The organism is Streptomyces sp. NBC_00005, from assembly GCF_045160215.1.
Lineage (GTDB): Bacteria > Actinomycetota > Actinomycetes > Streptomycetales > Streptomycetaceae > Streptomyces.
Map to the genome: position 1 here is coordinate 683725 of NZ_CP108316.1, position 13018 is coordinate 696742.

Consider the following 13018-nt stretch of genomic DNA (forward strand, 5'->3'; position numbering starts at 1 on the left):
GCCGTCAGGGTGTGCTCGCCCCGGGCCGTCCGTAACGGCGGGCCTGCCACCCGCTGAGCGGCGCCGCCATGTTCGGCTGTCGCTCAGCGGGTGGTCACGGCTTCGAGGCGACGTGCCCAGGCCACCACCGCGTCGGGCCGGTCGACGTGCACGAGATGGCCGCAGTTCTCGAGCGGCACGAGCGCGCCGCCACATTCCATCGCGAGCACGCGGTGCGCCTCGAACGGGATGGACCTGTCGTGGTCGCCCCAGAGGACGAAGGAGAACGGACGTAGCACGTCGCTGTCGGGACGGTAGCGGGCGATTGCCGAGAGCTGGCTGACATGGAGTTCGGCGCCGCAGGCGTCATAGTCGGCGACGACCGCGTCGAGTTTGTCCCTGTTGGCTCCGTCGTCGGCGAGGCCGATCTTCGCGATCTTGGTATGGATACCGGGTGGATCGTCCGCCAGCCAGCGCAGCAGCCGGTCGCTGACCTCGATGCCGAAGCCGCTCGCGGTGAACAGGCATCCATCGACGCGGACGAACCGGGCAAGTTCCAGCGCGACCATCGCTCCCGAGCTCGCGCCGATGATGTAGTGCGGGCCGTCGTGCTCGGACAGTTTTGCGGCGATGCCTTCGGCGATCTCGGTGACCGAGTCCGCGAACGGGATCGGGGTGATCGTCGCGTCGAGCTCCTCGGCGATCGCTGTCCAGGTCAGGCCGACGCCGCCGGCGCCGGGGATGATGATCCAGTGCGGCCGGGTGGTCGTCATGCGCACTTCTCCGTTCCGCGGGCCGCGATAAGCCGGGTGCTGGAGTAGCTCAGGACCACTTCATTGTCCTGATTGAGCAGCTGGTGGGCGATGGTGACCACGCCGCGGTCGGGTTTCGACGAGCTACGGCGCGCTTCGGTGACCTTGCTGCGCCCGTGCACGGTGTCGCCGACGCAGACCGGGTGGCTCCAGCGCAGGTTGTCGATGCCGAGCATGCCCACGGCGTTGCCCATCGACCCGGTGAGCACCAACAGTCCCTCGGAGATGGCGAAGGTGAGCCCGCCCGGCACCGCACGGCCTCCGAGTCCGATCCGCGCCGACTTGCCCGCATCGAGCCAGATCTCTTCGAAAAGCCCAGCGATCTGCACGAAGCCGACGAGATCGGGCTCTGTGATGGTCCGACGGAGTGTTTCGATCACGAGTCCTTCGGCGAAGTCCTCGAAGAAGGCGTCACGTGTTCCGGTCAACCTCATGCTCCTCGTTCGATGTAGTGATCCATCATAAACAGAAGTCACTTCAGTTGGCTTCAATGTTGGCATGGCAATATTTGGCAAGGAGGGATGAGGATCAAGCTCAACTGACGTCAAGTTGGTATTGTGGTGACAGCCGAGTTGCCGGGAGCATCATGTCGAAGGCGGGAACATCCTCAGCCAGGGCGGGCGAGCGTCCGGGCGAACACGTGTCGTCCGGGGGCAGACGAGAGGTCATCATCGCGAAAGCGATCGAGATCTTCGCCCGGGACGGCTACGAGGACAGCAAGTGGGCCGACGTCGCCCGAGCGGTGGGCATCGGGCCGACCGCGTTGTACTACTACTTCGAGTCGAAGGTGCACTGCCTCTTTGTGATCTTGGCCGAGGCTCTCCAGGGCCACCGCGAAGACTTCGAGCGCGTCACGAAGAACGCGCAGGACTTCGACGCGGGGTTGAGCGAGGCCCTGCGTGCTGGGTTCCGGCTCAGCAACCATGAGGTGGCGCGTATGCGGATCCTCGTCGCGGAGCAAGGGCGTGCGGCCATCCGGCGCAAGTCCGAGTCGGAGGAGTCGGCGCGGATGCTGGCCCGCGAACGCCTGCGCGAGCTCGAATTCGCTTGGGCGACCTATCTCGTGCGCGGGATGGACCAGGGTGCAATCCCGGAGGCCGACCCCGCGATGCTTGCGCGAGCGCTGCTGGGAATGAACACCAGCGTCTGGCACTGGTACCGGCCGGGAGGCACCGTGTCGCTGCGACAGGTCGAGGACTTCTTCGTCGAACGTCAGCTGGCTGTCGCGAAGATCGGCGTCTGACGCTCAATTGCCAAGGCCGGGCTGTCGATCGACGAGATCGACCTGGTCGAGATCAACGAGGCCCTCACCCCCGTCGTCCTCGCCTGGCAGACGGGGCCGGCGCCACCCAGGAGCAGGTCAGCGCCTTCGGAGGCGCCATCGCGCCCGGGCCCGCTCGACGCCACGGGCGCCCGGCTCATGACACGCTCGACCACCAGCTGCGAAAGACCGGAGGACGCTGTGGTCTCCAGACGATGCGCGAGGGCGACGGTATGGCGAAGGCGACCGTGCTCGAATCCCATTGACCTCAGCCGATTGGAAACCGAGTTCAACTTGGGTTTACCCTCGGGTACCGACAAGCGAGTGACGGCAGGAGAGAGGGTGCATGACAAGGATCGTTGAACCGGAAGCGGGCCCGAGGTCCAAGCGTGCGGCGATCCTCACGGCTGCCGTCGACGGGTTCGGCGAGACCGGTTTCGAGGCCACCAAGTGGTCCACCGTGGCGGAGCGGGTCGGCATCGGCCAGACCGCGCTCTACCACTACTTCGAGTCCAAGACCCACTGCCTGCTCACCATCATGCGGCTGGAGCTCCAGCGCTCCCACGACAAGTTCACCGAGGCCACTGCGGGCATCGCGGACCCGGTTGAGGCGCTGCGGGCCGCGGTCCGTGCGGCGTACGACGTATCCAATTTCGAGGTCCTGCAGATGCGCATCCTGCAGAACCACATCGACCTCCTCTCCGGTGCACGCAAGTCCAAGCGCGAGGAGACGGAGCGCGTGGCGGCCCGCCAGCTGGTCCAGGTCGTCGAGCGGGACTGGATGAACCTGCTGGTGAAGGGCATGGCCCAGGGCGCTTTCCCGCTGCGGGACGTGCAACTGCTCGGCGCGAGCATGCTCGGCCTCATCGTCGGTGTGTGGCGCTGGTACCGGCCGTCGGGGACGACACCTCTGTCGGAGGTCAGCGAACTGATCGAGGAGGCCTGCGTGCGCATGGTCGCCACCTGACGGCCCGGTCTCTCCCGTAGGCCTCCTGGCCCCGTGGCGGACGTATGAGACGTCTGCCACGGGGCTTTGTTCTGCCCCGGCCGCTCCGAGTTGGCGATCCAGCATCCGGTCGGCGGCCGGCTCTTGGCATAAGCGTTTGACCGGGGTACAGTGTTGAACTGAACTCAAATCAGGTGCTCGTTTCACCGGCCGGTACGGCCGCTGACAAGCCACCGGACCACAACGCATTGCCCCCGGAAAAGCGCTCTGCCAAGGCGTCTGTACGCATCCCTCGCCAGCATGGACCGTCCGCATCCGGAGCAGGCGCAGAACCTGGTCGAACCGGGCGTCCGCTTCCTCGTCGCTCTGCCGGACAAGGGGACCAACGGGAAGTCCAGAGAAGACTTCGACACCTATGTCGCCGATGGGTAGGGGACGCGGTAGCCCCAGAAGCTGTTTGCTGCAGCTCCAGACACCCCCCGCTCCACCATGCGGGGTGAATCCGGGCTCAGCAGGCTCAGCCCGGCACCGGCGGCACCGCTGCTGGAAGGCTCGATCATGTACTCCACCACCGCCACTGCTGCACCCCCCAGACTGTCTGAAGAATCCGGTTCCGTGAGCGCACCAACGTGGCCACCGCCTCCGCGGCCACCGGACCACAGCGCAGTCATCGCCCTGCCGGCAGACGCAAGCCGGGTGCGAACAGCGCGTCGATTCGTCACCGCTCATCTGATTCACTGGCAAGTCGCACAGGCAGAACAGGACCGCGCCGAGCTCATCGTCAGCGAGCTGGCAGGCAATGCCGCCCGCCATGGCCGAACCGACATGACCATTCGCATTTCGCTGGTCGACCGCGACCTGCGCATCGACGTCACCGACAGTGGTTCACCCGCCAGTTCTCGGTCCCTTCTCCCGGCACCTTCGGATGAAGCCGGCCGCGGGTTGCGCCTCGTGGGCCTCCTGGCCGACTGGACCGCCATCCGGCCTCATATGCAGGGCTGGCGAGCCTGCGCGGGCCTCCACTGTTCAGCGTGAATACATCGGTACATCAGCGAGGGAGAGTCATGACGACGCGGTTCGACCAGGGCCCGTGGGACGCAGCCGGAGTCCAGACCATCCAGCCCGGGGTGCACCGCGTTCCCCTGCCACTACCCAACGACCATCTGCATGCCGTCAACGTCTATCTACTGGAGGACCTGACCGGCGACGGGGGCCTCGTCATGATCGACGGCGGCTGGGCGATACCCGAGGCGCGCAAGACGCTGGAGGAGGCCACGACCGCCATCGGCCGCGACCTCGGCGACATCACCCACATCCTGGTGACCCACATCCACCGCGACCACTACACGCAGGCGGTGGAACTGCGCCGACTGCTCGGCTCGCGCGTCTACCTGGGCGCGGGGGAACGCCCCGGGCTGGAGATGCTGGACCGGCTGCGCAGCGGCGAACCGACATCCTCGCTGGAGATATTGCGGCGGGCGGGAGCCGGTGAACTGGCCGACCACATCCAGGCGATGGACCACAGCGGGTACGACCCGAGTGTGTGGGAGGCCCCCGACCGCTGGCTCGGCGCAGAGACCCTCCGCTTCGGCGACAGCGAGCTGCAAGTCCTCCCGACTCCCGGACACACCAAGGGACACGTGGTCTACCTGGACGAGCAGCGCGGGCTGCTGTTCTCCGGTGACCACGTCCTTCCCCACATCACCCCGTCCATCGGCTTCGAACTGACCGAACCCGGCGGCCTGCCGCTCGCCGACTACCTGGATTCGCTGCGACTCATGACCCGTTACGCCGACGCGCGACTGCTCCCCGCGCACGGACCGGTCACCCCCAGTGCGCACGACCGGGTCGCCGAGCTTCTCGCACACCACGACGACCGGCTGGGCAAGAGCCTGTCGGCCCTGGGAGACAGCACGCTGGACGCCCACGCCGTCGCACGCAGGCTGAGCTGGACGCGCCGGGCAGTGCCGTTGGGCGAGTTGAGCGCGTTCAACCGGATGCTGGCGGTCAATGAGACGGCTGCGCACCTGGACGTCCTCGTACTGCACGACCGGGCCACGGTGGCGTTCGTGAACGGCGTGAACATGTACACGCGCGTGCGGTGAGCCCTTGAGTGACCTTCGTACGGGGGTGTACGGGGGTGCCCGGGGGTGTACGGGGGTGCCCGGGACGATCGGGCGAGGGCCGCGGCTGCCGTGTCCGTGGTGCTGCTGGGGCTTGGCGTGCAAGCGGTGCCGCATCTGCACGGTCACCGCGCCGTATCGCTCGTCCCCGCATGTGTGGACGGCGTCCGCGACCGGCCGGCTGATGGGGTCGGAGCAGGTGAACTCCGCGTCGTGGCGGCGCGGCCGCCCCGAGCCTGTCGCCCCTACAGGTGGCGGGCCGGCATAAAACAACCGGTCGGAACGAACCTGGACGAGGATCTGGGCCGCAGTTCCAGCAAGTGCGAAAGCCAGGCGGACGGAATCGTGGCCGCCGTCGAACACGAACAGCGCCCTCTTGAGGCCAACTCCGGGACACCGTTGCGGCAGACCGTCGCCTGGAGGGCGGCGACCGTGCCGGGACTCCCCCGGGACCAGCCGCTGCACATCCAACGAGTTCTTATGGGTCCTGCCAGCGTTCAGTGGCAACCACGGAGGGCGGGCTCCCCGCCTGGCGGCAGTTTCAGGTAATCGCCAGGCGCCAGCCGCGAACACATCGGGCACAACCGGCAATTGAGCGCCGCACCCCGGGCTGAGGTGCGGCCCTCGGCGCAGGTGCCTACGAGGTCCAGCCGCCGTACGGCACGGTGATCAGCTCCATGGCATGGCCCGCCGGGTCCATGAAGTACACCCCGCGGCCGCCGTCGTTGTGGTTGATCGCGCCGGGCTGTCGCCGGTGTGGGTCGGCGTAGTGCTCGATGCCGCGCTCGCTGATCCGCGCGTACGCCGCGTCGAACTCCTCCTCGGAGACCAGGAAGGCGTAGTGCTGCATGGCGATGTGGTCCGCGGGGATCGTGGCGAAGTCCAGCGTGACGCCGTTGCTCAGGCCGACCGCGATGAACGGGCCCCACTCCGCGGTGATCTCAAGGCCCAGCAGGTCCGCGAAGAACTCGGCGGACTCCCGGTTGTCCCGGGCGTGGACGATCGCATGGTTCAACTCAACTGACAAGGAATGCCTCCGAAGGCACCTCCCGACACCTCCATGCCTCACCCAGCCGGTGATCGACACGCGATGTCCTGGTAGATCCTAGTCGCTGTTGTCTACGAAGTGAGGCGGCGGTAGTTGATGAGAGCTGCGGCCATACCGACGAAGGCGAGGAAGTGCTGGGCCGTGCGTTCGTAGCGGCGGTGCAGGCGCCGACATCCAGCCGGCCAGGAGGATGGGTGGGCCGCGCGGCGAGGTGCCTGGGGCAGGCGTGCTGCTGGCCCGTCAGCGCGAGCCGGTGAGAACCCGGCCGGACCAGATGTCGATCACCACCTGGTGGTGATCCGAGCGCACCGCCGGTGTGCCGTCGGCGTAGTTCTTGTCGACCTGCGCCGCCTCGGCCGCGTCCGGCTTGGCGTTCGTGCAGGACGTGCCGGGACCATGGCCGGACATGACCTCCGAGCACGGGCCGCTGTAGTCGTCGGGCAGTCCCAGGATGTGCCCGGTTTCGTGCACCGCGATCCGGATCGCGTCGTAGCCCTCGTCAACCGCTTGCCGGCCCAGCTGCACGTCACCGTAGCCGTCGGGGAAGATCGGCCCCAACGTGGTCTGCGGCCAGCCGCTGGTCGCCTCGTAGATGTAGTCGGCCGAACTGGGCGTGCTCGCCGGCTCCAGGCGCACGTTGTGCACCGCGTCGTTCCAGTTTTGTACGGCCTGCTTGATCGGGCCCTCCCACTGACCGGCATCGCTGGCGTCGTAGGTCAGGGTGACCACAGCCGGGGGCGCGTGCGGCGCGGAGCGCGCCGAAGCGACGCCGACCGGAGTACTCAGCATGGCGGGGACAAGTGCCGCCAGTGCGGCGATTCGCTTGATCATGAGACGGGTGTACCTCCTTGAGTCTCACCTGCTGCCCACAGTGAACGAGTCCGTCGCGAACACGACAACATCTCTGTCGGTGATCGAGTCTCAGTCTCTGTCGAGTTGGCCCAAAGTGCACAGGAGGTGACCGTCGATCGGACGAGAGGAGGGCGGAACGCACCCTTCTTCGGTCGTGAGTTCGAGCGGACGGCTGAGCAGCCGGTCAAGGATCTCGTCTGCCCCCGCCCTGCCCGACGCTGACTGCGTGTCGGATGCCAGGTCGTCGTGGTGTCGGCTGGTCCGAGCCTGGGCCTGCAAGGGGTTGCGGCTGAAGGAGAACGTATCTGTCCAGCGATCTGCCTGCCTATCTGTCGGCGACCTCCTTGGACGGGCAGCGAACCAAGCGCGTACTTTCGACGGATGGTCGATATCGCCACCGGCGAAGGTGCCCTGGCCTCGACAGTCACCCGCGCCGAGCGCGGGATACCCGCCTGACACGGTTCCCTTGAGCAGTCGTGCCGGCAGGTGACGCAGACCACAGGAACTCCACCCGCTTCGTGGAGAGAAGAGGGTGTGAAGGACTCAGAGAACGAGGTGCGCCGCCGGGTGCGCGAGGGGGACCGCGCGGCGTTCGCCCAGCTGTACGAGGAGTTCGCCCGCGCCGTGTACAACCACGGGTTGCGCCTGACCGGCGACTGGTCGACAGCCGAAGAGATCATGTCCGAGACGTTCCTGACCGCGTGGCACACGCGCACGCGGGTACAGGAGGACGGCGGTTCCCTGCTGCCCTGGCTGCTGGGCATCGCCACCCACAAGGCGGACAACGCCCGGCGGAGCCTGCGCCGACGCCAGCTGTTCCTGGCGCGTCAGCCCCGGCCGCCGAGTGTGGAGGATTTCGCGCCCCAGCTGGCCGGACGCATCGATGACGCGCGCCGCCTGCGTGCCGTTCAGGTCGCCCTGGACCGGCTGAGACGCCAGGAGCGGGAGGTGCTGGCCCTGTGCGTGTGGTCCGGCCTGGACTACCAGCAGACGGCCGAGGCTCTGGGCATCGCGGTCGGGACCGTACGTTCCCGGCTCTCGCGTGCCCGCAAGAAGCTCGCCCGTCTCGCGGAAGAAAACCTGGAACCGGGCTCTGCCCGCGGAGAGATGACAAGTGCGGCCGCAATCGCGGCCCTGCCCGTGCGGGAGGAGCTCACATGAAGGACAGGACCACCTCCACTTCCCGGGAGTGGCGCGGCGACCGCGAAGAGATCGCCCGCCTGCTACCGCCCCCGGCCGACTGGGACGTTCCGCGCGAGCAGCACCTTCGTCACAAGGATCTACTGATGCAGACCATCGACCGCGACCAGGCCGTACATACCCGGCCGGCCCGTCGGCTGCTACGGCCCGCGCTCCTGGCGCCGGCGACCGCGCTGGCCCTGGCCTGCGCACTGACCGCGGGAATCGCACTGACCGGCAGCGACAAGGGGTCCTCCGGCACCGCGTCGCACGGCGCGGCCACGGACATGCAGCCTGCCGCGGCCCTCCTCAACCGGATCTCCGCCGCCGCCGGGAAACACACTGCCCCCACCATCCGGGACGACCAGTTCGTCTACACCAAGGAGAAGACCCGCGGCGCCGACCTGACCACCGGGAAGGCCGTACTAGGCCCCCTGGTGGACCGTGAGGTGTGGTACGCCCAGGAGCCGGCGCGTCTGCTCAAGCTCGGGCTGATCCGGGAAGACGGTGAGACCTCCCCCATCAACGCCGAACTCGGCGACACCCACGGCACGGCGGCCGGCATCAACCGGCCCACCTACCACTGGCTCAGCTCCCTGCCCACCAACCCTGACAAGCTACTGACCTACCTGTACACGAAGACCCCGCACGCCCAGGGCCGCGAGCGCGACCAGGCGGTGTTCGAGCAGATCGGCTCGCTGCTCGGCGGGCTGATGCCGCCCCGCACCGCTGCCGCCCTCTACCGGGCCGCGGCGAAGATCCCCGGTGTCACCCCGGCCCCGAAGGCGCGCGACGCCATCGGCCGCCAGGGCCTCGGCATCGCCCGTAACGACACCCGTTACGGCATCAGGACCGAGTGGGTCTTCGACAAGAAGGACTACGCCTTCCTCGGCTCCCGCAGCTACCTGACCAAGGACGAGTCCTACGGAGAGTCCGGCACACTGCTGTCCAGCAGCGCCGTATTGGAGCATGCCGTGGTCGACAAGGCCGGCGAGTCTCCTGCCGCTGGGTAACGGACGTGAAATGGGCGGGCCCGGCACTTTCGTCGGGCCCGCCCATCACGTGCGCGTGCGCGTGCATGTGATTACTGACCTTGAATGCGTGCCGTCGTCATGGTGGTGCGGGCGCCAGTCCGGTTCCTGCGAGGCAGCCGTCGAAAACGTCGTGGCGGTACTGGAGTTGGCGTAGGCCTCGCCGGACGACAGGTGATCAGGTCTTGCGGATCGGCGAAAGCACGGTTGGCCGTGGCGGTGCGCGGCAGTACCGACCAGATGCCCTCAACCGGGTTGAGGTCCGGTGCGTAGGGCGGGAGTTGGTAGACGGTGAGCCAGCCCCATTCGGCGATGTAGCGGCGCATCCCGGCCGTCAGATGGGTGTTCAAGTTGTCCCAGACCAGCACGATCGGGTCGCCGAGCTGCTGGTGGGCGGTCTGGATCAGGTCGCGGTAGTCCTTCCAGGAGAAGCTTTTGCGTCCATCGGGTCGGGCGCCCGGGCACGGCCGGTAGATCAGCCGGGAGCGTTCGCCGGGCTTGTAGCAGACCGGGGCGGCGACGGACAACCGGCGGCGAGAGCGGCTCCGCACGCGCCCAACGGGAGTCTGGCCGCGCCGGGCCCCAGTACGAGCGGTCAGCGACGTCATCGAGAAGCCGGCCTCGTCCTCGAAGACGAGCCAGGTATCGAGCGGCGCCACGGTCCTTCCACGCTCGGCCAGGTCTCCTACGGTGAGCCCTTGTGGAACCGACGCCCGATGAGCGTTCTGATCCGTGCCAGGGTCCAGATCTGGTCCGGCCAGCCGTGCGCCCTCGGCCCCTTGGCCAGCTCCTGCTCCTGCTCCTGCTCCTGCTCCTGCTCCTGCTCCTGCACAGCGAACAACTTGTCACTGAGCAGCGGCAATGACGCCGGCCCTTTGGGGGCCAAGGCTCTCGGCCCGCCCTGCGACCATGCCTTGCGCCAGCGCTGCACCGACCGGACGCTGACCCGCAGGTCGTGCGCGATGATCGCGTTCTCGTCACCCTGGACGAACCGCTCGGCCGCCTGCACCCGCAGTTTCTCGCGGAAGACCCGCCGCTCGTCGGTCAGTACGCCCCCTTGCGCATACCGCATGGAGTCGACCTATCGCAGGGATCATGAGCCGTCAGCCCCTGCCGACACCACGCTTTGCAGGTCAGTAGCTGCACCCCCAAGGGAACTCGCCTTTGCCACAACTTCAGTACGCGGCGCCAGATTCGGCCAAACAAGCCTGAACGCAGCCGCTTCTGACCCGCACGTGGAAGCCCGTGAGTGTAAATGGGACTGGACCGGTCCTCAGCGGCACATCCCGTCACAGTCCCAGATCCAGAACTCGCCACACCCGCCGTCGGAGATCGTGCATCCGCCTCCGATGCAGTCGCTGAAGAGGCACGCGTCCGAGAACGAGCTGCACGCGCAGTCCTGTGCCAGAGCCTCCGCCGGTCCGAGCGTGGCCAGCAGTTGTACGGCCTCCTCCTTGCCGAATGCGGCGATCGCGGACTCGGTCAGGTCGCTGTGCTGGGGGCGTGCGAGCGGGCGACGCTGGAAGGTTGCAGGGTCCGAGGCGGCGCTGCGGGCCCGATCGATAACCCTGCCCTGCCGAGGGGTGAGATCGGTATGCGCGGCGCGGAAGCGGTCTATGTGCTCCACCCAGAGGCGGCTGCGGGCAGCCGGCGGCAATGCGGCGTGCACGGCACGGCGGTGGGCCAGTGGCAGGGCGGTTACATCGGAGTAAGTGGTCGGAAGGCGCTCTGCGTTGGCCTCCACCCATTCGTTTGCGGCCGCAGTGTCCTGGCCCGCGGCGAAGGCCGGCGTACCGCCCTTGAACAAGATGGTCGAGGCCACCGCGAGCCCTCCGGCGACCCGCAGGAACTGCGCGCGGCTGGACCCCTTGCTGACTTGGGAGCGGTTCTTCTCGCGCGCCTCGCCCAGCGCCCGCAGGACGCGAACCGTGGCCCGCGGGCCCAGTCGTCGCATCAGCTGGAGCGTCATCGACGGGCCCGTCCATGCCCGGATGGACTCGCCGTCGGTCCCGGGTCGGCCCGGCGCGGCAGCGGCGTCGCCCCCGCCGGCGGTGACCTTCAGCAGAGTCGGTTCCCAGGGGGCGTCGGGCCCCAGTGCGCTCAACCGCCAGGCGCGGGCATCGGCACGGCCGAGCGCGACCACCTCCAGCCGTTTGTCACAGGCGTTGAACACGATCGAGGACATGGCGCGGCAGGTCGAGCACGACGCGTCGAAAGCCAGCATCCAGCGAACATCCGACTCGGCATAGCTGTGTCCATCGGTGGCGCGCATGTATGGGATCTCCGTCCTCGCGACAAGTTACGGCGGCTGATTGATGTGATGACGGGTCTTTGGGTGGGACATCAGGTGGTGTGCCTTGAACCGCACGCCGTGCCGTTTCCCGCACCATCGTGCTGGCGTGCCAGGCGGGCGAACCGCTCACGAGCCGTTCACGTGTGACCGGTGCGGCTGGTCGTCACATGCCCTGCGTGAGACCAACTGGTCGTGCTCGTGCGGCGATTCCGGTTGGGGCAGGACTCGCCCAGGAGGCGCTTGCCGTCGAGTCCGGGCGTGGCGGCCGGCACGCTCCGCCCGGAATTCACCGCAGTAACGCGCGCGGAGTGGCCTCCCCCATCAGCTGTCCGCCCCGGACAGGCGCCCGCCCACTGGCACACCTTGATCGGCTACACCTTCATGGGGGACACCATCATCGACGTCCCGATGGGGTTTCGCCAGGCCTCCGGGCACTGGCCTTGCGCAGCAGCATGATGAGCGCGACAGCGACGGCAAGGCTCGCGGTGAAACCACCGAACAGCCGCAGCCGCTCGGCGGGAGCCACGATGTCCATGTCGTAGACGTGGTAGATCAGATGGACGGCCTGCGCACAGGTCCAGGCCGTCAGGGCGTAGGTGAGGTGTCTTGTCGGCAGAATCAACGCACCCAACAAAAGGACCGCGGCCAGGACCATGTACGTCGTCGATACCAAGTGGCCGTTCTGGAAGAAGGGCACGTGCGAGCGGGCCATGCCCGTCCCCATCGTGCTGCCGGCGTGGAGCCACCCGCGCGCCCCCTCGATCCACAGCACCCCGAGCGTGGCGGCGCCGATCCGTCCGACCCACGCCTCCATGCGGCGCACATCGGACGGCCGCGCGTCGCGCGGGCGCACATCGGACGGCCGCGCGTCGCGCGCCACTCCCCTGTCACGACCAGGCCGCACCTCGCTCCCGGCGAGCGCTGCCTCGTCGGTACGCGGCACCGTGTCCTGCGTCATCAGTCGGCGAAGCAGCACATCGACGCCCCGACGCCCGTGATCACGAGAGCGACCAGGGCAAGCAGCACAAACAGCGGGAAGCGGTGTGCCGACAACCATGCGGCGGCCCGGTGAGCCTGCGATTCGGCGATCTCCATACGGCATGCCGTCCTCTCGAATCGATGGCGAGCACTTCGGCGAAACCGTAGGCGTTCCGCCCACAACGAGCCATCTATTCGATGTGGTTCGAATTGTGTGGCCCCGCAGACATGACATCGGGCGGGTCAGGTTCCCGAAAGAGCGATGTCGCGCGGTCGGGCGTCCCACGTCTCGTCGGCCTGAGAGGGCATCTGATCACCCTTCAGGATGTCGTGAGTGCCCTGTCCGCCCGCGGCTCTGCCGCTGGTGGACTGTGGGAAGCGCTGCTGCCGCCATGCCGCTCGGCTCTACGACGTCACGGGACGGCGTGCAGGCGCCGACGCTTTCTCCCTGGCCTTCGCACTGGCACGGAGGGGCCCGCGGGTTCGGAGCTGAGTTCACCTGGGACGGCTGGCCCG

14 protein-coding genes and 4 pseudogenes are annotated in these 13018 nt (G+C 67.9%); 8 read left to right on the forward strand and 10 right to left on the reverse strand.

All coding sequences use genetic code 11. From position 1 onward, the window contains the following. Nucleotides 1–83: 83 nt before the first annotated feature. Together OG303_RS03490 and OG303_RS03495 are read right to left on the reverse strand one after the other, a co-directional pair. Nucleotides 84–752 (reverse strand): alpha/beta fold hydrolase, encoded by a 669-nt coding sequence (locus OG303_RS03490; RefSeq protein WP_405864584.1) that lies wholly within the window; start codon nt 750–752, stop codon nt 84–86. After that, entirely contained in the window at nt 749–1339 is a 591-nt protein-coding gene (locus tag OG303_RS03495; protein ID WP_405864586.1) for a MaoC family dehydratase, read from the reverse strand. The genes OG303_RS03490 and OG303_RS03495 overlap by 4 nt, the downstream gene beginning before the upstream one ends. Nucleotides 1340–1377: 38 nt before the next feature. Between OG303_RS03495 and OG303_RS03500 the strand changes: the two genes are divergently transcribed. The 6 genes and pseudogenes from OG303_RS03500 (at nt 1378) to OG303_RS03525 (ending at nt 5103) form a co-directional block, all read left to right on the forward strand. Next, entirely contained in the window at nt 1378–2034 is a 657-nt protein-coding gene (locus tag OG303_RS03500) for a TetR family transcriptional regulator (protein WP_405864588.1), read from the forward strand. 3 nt (nt 2035–2037) lie between these two features. Next, a pseudogene (locus OG303_RS03505) lies at nt 2038–2318 on the forward strand (acetyl-CoA C-acetyltransferase); the annotation flags it as partial. Nucleotides 2319–2398: 80 nt separating this feature from the next. Then, the gene (locus OG303_RS03510) at nt 2399–3019 is read left to right on the forward strand and encodes a TetR/AcrR family transcriptional regulator (RefSeq protein WP_405864590.1); all 621 of its coding nucleotides are present in this window, start codon (nt 2399–2401) and stop codon (nt 3017–3019) included. A 279-nt stretch (nt 3020–3298) separates the two neighbouring features. After that, nucleotides 3299–3430 (forward strand): hypothetical protein, encoded by a 132-nt coding sequence (locus OG303_RS03515; RefSeq protein WP_405864592.1) that lies wholly within the window; start codon nt 3299–3301, stop codon nt 3428–3430. 126 nt (nt 3431–3556) lie between these two features. Then, a complete protein-coding gene (locus OG303_RS03520) occupies nt 3557–4033 on the forward strand; it encodes an ATP-binding protein (protein WP_405864594.1) in 477 nt (158 codons plus the stop codon). Between the two features lie 29 nt (nt 4034–4062). Further along, nucleotides 4063–5103 (forward strand): MBL fold metallo-hydrolase, encoded by a 1041-nt coding sequence (locus OG303_RS03525; protein ID WP_405864596.1) that lies wholly within the window; start codon nt 4063–4065, stop codon nt 5101–5103. Between the two features lie 655 nt (nt 5104–5758). Here the strand turns inward: OG303_RS03525 and OG303_RS03530 are convergent. The 3 genes and pseudogenes from OG303_RS03530 to OG303_RS03540 form a co-directional block, all read right to left on the reverse strand. After that, nucleotides 5759–6148 carry a VOC family protein gene (locus OG303_RS03530; RefSeq protein WP_405864598.1) on the reverse strand — a complete coding sequence of 130 codons (390 nt, stop codon included), beginning with the start codon at nt 6146–6148 and terminating at the stop codon, nt 5759–5761. A gap of 92 nt (nt 6149–6240) precedes the next feature. Then, nucleotides 6241–6357: pseudogene (locus tag OG303_RS03535) on the reverse strand (IS5/IS1182 family transposase); the annotation flags it as partial. A gap of 52 nt (nt 6358–6409) precedes the next feature. Continuing rightward, a complete protein-coding gene (locus OG303_RS03540; RefSeq protein ID WP_405864600.1) occupies nt 6410–7000 on the reverse strand; it encodes a snapalysin family zinc-dependent metalloprotease in 591 nt (196 codons plus the stop codon). Between the two features lie 576 nt (nt 7001–7576). Between OG303_RS03540 and OG303_RS03545 the strand changes: the two genes are divergently transcribed. Together OG303_RS03545 and OG303_RS03550 are read left to right on the forward strand one after the other, a co-directional pair. Beyond that, a complete protein-coding gene (locus tag OG303_RS03545) occupies nt 7577–8182 on the forward strand; it encodes an RNA polymerase sigma factor (RefSeq protein ID WP_405877064.1) in 606 nt (201 codons plus the stop codon). Continuing rightward, the gene (locus tag OG303_RS03550) at nt 8179–9213 is read left to right on the forward strand and encodes a CU044_5270 family protein (RefSeq protein WP_405864602.1); all 1035 of its coding nucleotides are present in this window, start codon (nt 8179–8181) and stop codon (nt 9211–9213) included. Before OG303_RS03545 ends, OG303_RS03550 begins: the two co-directional genes overlap by 4 nt. A gap of 97 nt (nt 9214–9310) precedes the next feature. Here the strand turns inward: OG303_RS03550 and OG303_RS03555 are convergent. The 5 genes and pseudogenes from OG303_RS03555 to OG303_RS03575 form a co-directional block, all read right to left on the reverse strand. After that, nucleotides 9311–9839, reverse strand: a pseudogene (locus OG303_RS03555) (transposase). Next, a pseudogene (locus tag OG303_RS03560) lies at nt 9836–10303 on the reverse strand (helix-turn-helix domain-containing protein). The pseudogenes OG303_RS03555 and OG303_RS03560 overlap by 4 nt, the downstream one beginning before the upstream one ends. Before the next feature lie 201 nt (nt 10304–10504). Further along, complete coding sequence (locus OG303_RS03565) at nt 10505–11503, reverse strand: bacteriocin fulvocin C-related protein (protein WP_405864604.1); 999 nt, start codon at nt 11501–11503, stop codon at nt 10505–10507. A 415-nt stretch (nt 11504–11918) separates the two neighbouring features. Continuing rightward, entirely contained in the window at nt 11919–12482 is a 564-nt protein-coding gene (locus tag OG303_RS03570; protein WP_405864606.1) for a hypothetical protein, read from the reverse strand. After that, nucleotides 12482–12619 carry a hypothetical protein gene (locus tag OG303_RS03575; protein WP_405864608.1) on the reverse strand — a complete coding sequence of 46 codons (138 nt, stop codon included), beginning with the start codon at nt 12617–12619 and terminating at the stop codon, nt 12482–12484. Before OG303_RS03575 ends, OG303_RS03570 begins: the two co-directional genes overlap by 1 nt. Between the last annotated feature and the right edge of the window lie 399 nt (nt 12620–13018).

What these genes read in the sequence shown, in the direction of transcription:
- OG303_RS03490 (WP_405864584.1), bottom strand. Translation starts at nt 752, where the DNA reads ATGACGACCACCCGGCCGCACTGGATCATCATCCCCGGCGCCGGCGGC.
- OG303_RS03500 (WP_405864588.1), top strand. Translation starts at nt 1,378, where the DNA reads ATGTCGAAGGCGGGAACATCCTCAGCCAGGGCGGGCGAGCGTCCGGGC.
- OG303_RS03510 (WP_405864590.1), top strand. Translation starts at nt 2,399, where the DNA reads ATGACAAGGATCGTTGAACCGGAAGCGGGCCCGAGGTCCAAGCGTGCG.
- OG303_RS03515 (WP_405864592.1), top strand. Translation starts at nt 3,299, where the DNA reads ATGGACCGTCCGCATCCGGAGCAGGCGCAGAACCTGGTCGAACCGGGC.
- OG303_RS03520 (WP_405864594.1), top strand. Translation starts at nt 3,557, where the DNA reads ATGTACTCCACCACCGCCACTGCTGCACCCCCCAGACTGTCTGAAGAA.
- OG303_RS03525 (WP_405864596.1), top strand. Translation starts at nt 4,063, where the DNA reads ATGACGACGCGGTTCGACCAGGGCCCGTGGGACGCAGCCGGAGTCCAG.
- OG303_RS03540 (WP_405864600.1), bottom strand. Translation starts at nt 7,000, where the DNA reads ATGATCAAGCGAATCGCCGCACTGGCGGCACTTGTCCCCGCCATGCTG.
- OG303_RS03550 (WP_405864602.1), top strand. Translation starts at nt 8,179, where the DNA reads ATGAAGGACAGGACCACCTCCACTTCCCGGGAGTGGCGCGGCGACCGC.
- OG303_RS03565 (WP_405864604.1), bottom strand. Translation starts at nt 11,503, where the DNA reads ATGCGCGCCACCGATGGACACAGCTATGCCGAGTCGGATGTTCGCTGG.
- OG303_RS03570 (WP_405864606.1), bottom strand. Translation starts at nt 12,482, where the DNA reads ATGACGCAGGACACGGTGCCGCGTACCGACGAGGCAGCGCTCGCCGGG.
- OG303_RS03575 (WP_405864608.1), bottom strand. Translation starts at nt 12,619, where the DNA reads ATGGAGATCGCCGAATCGCAGGCTCACCGGGCCGCCGCATGGTTGTCG.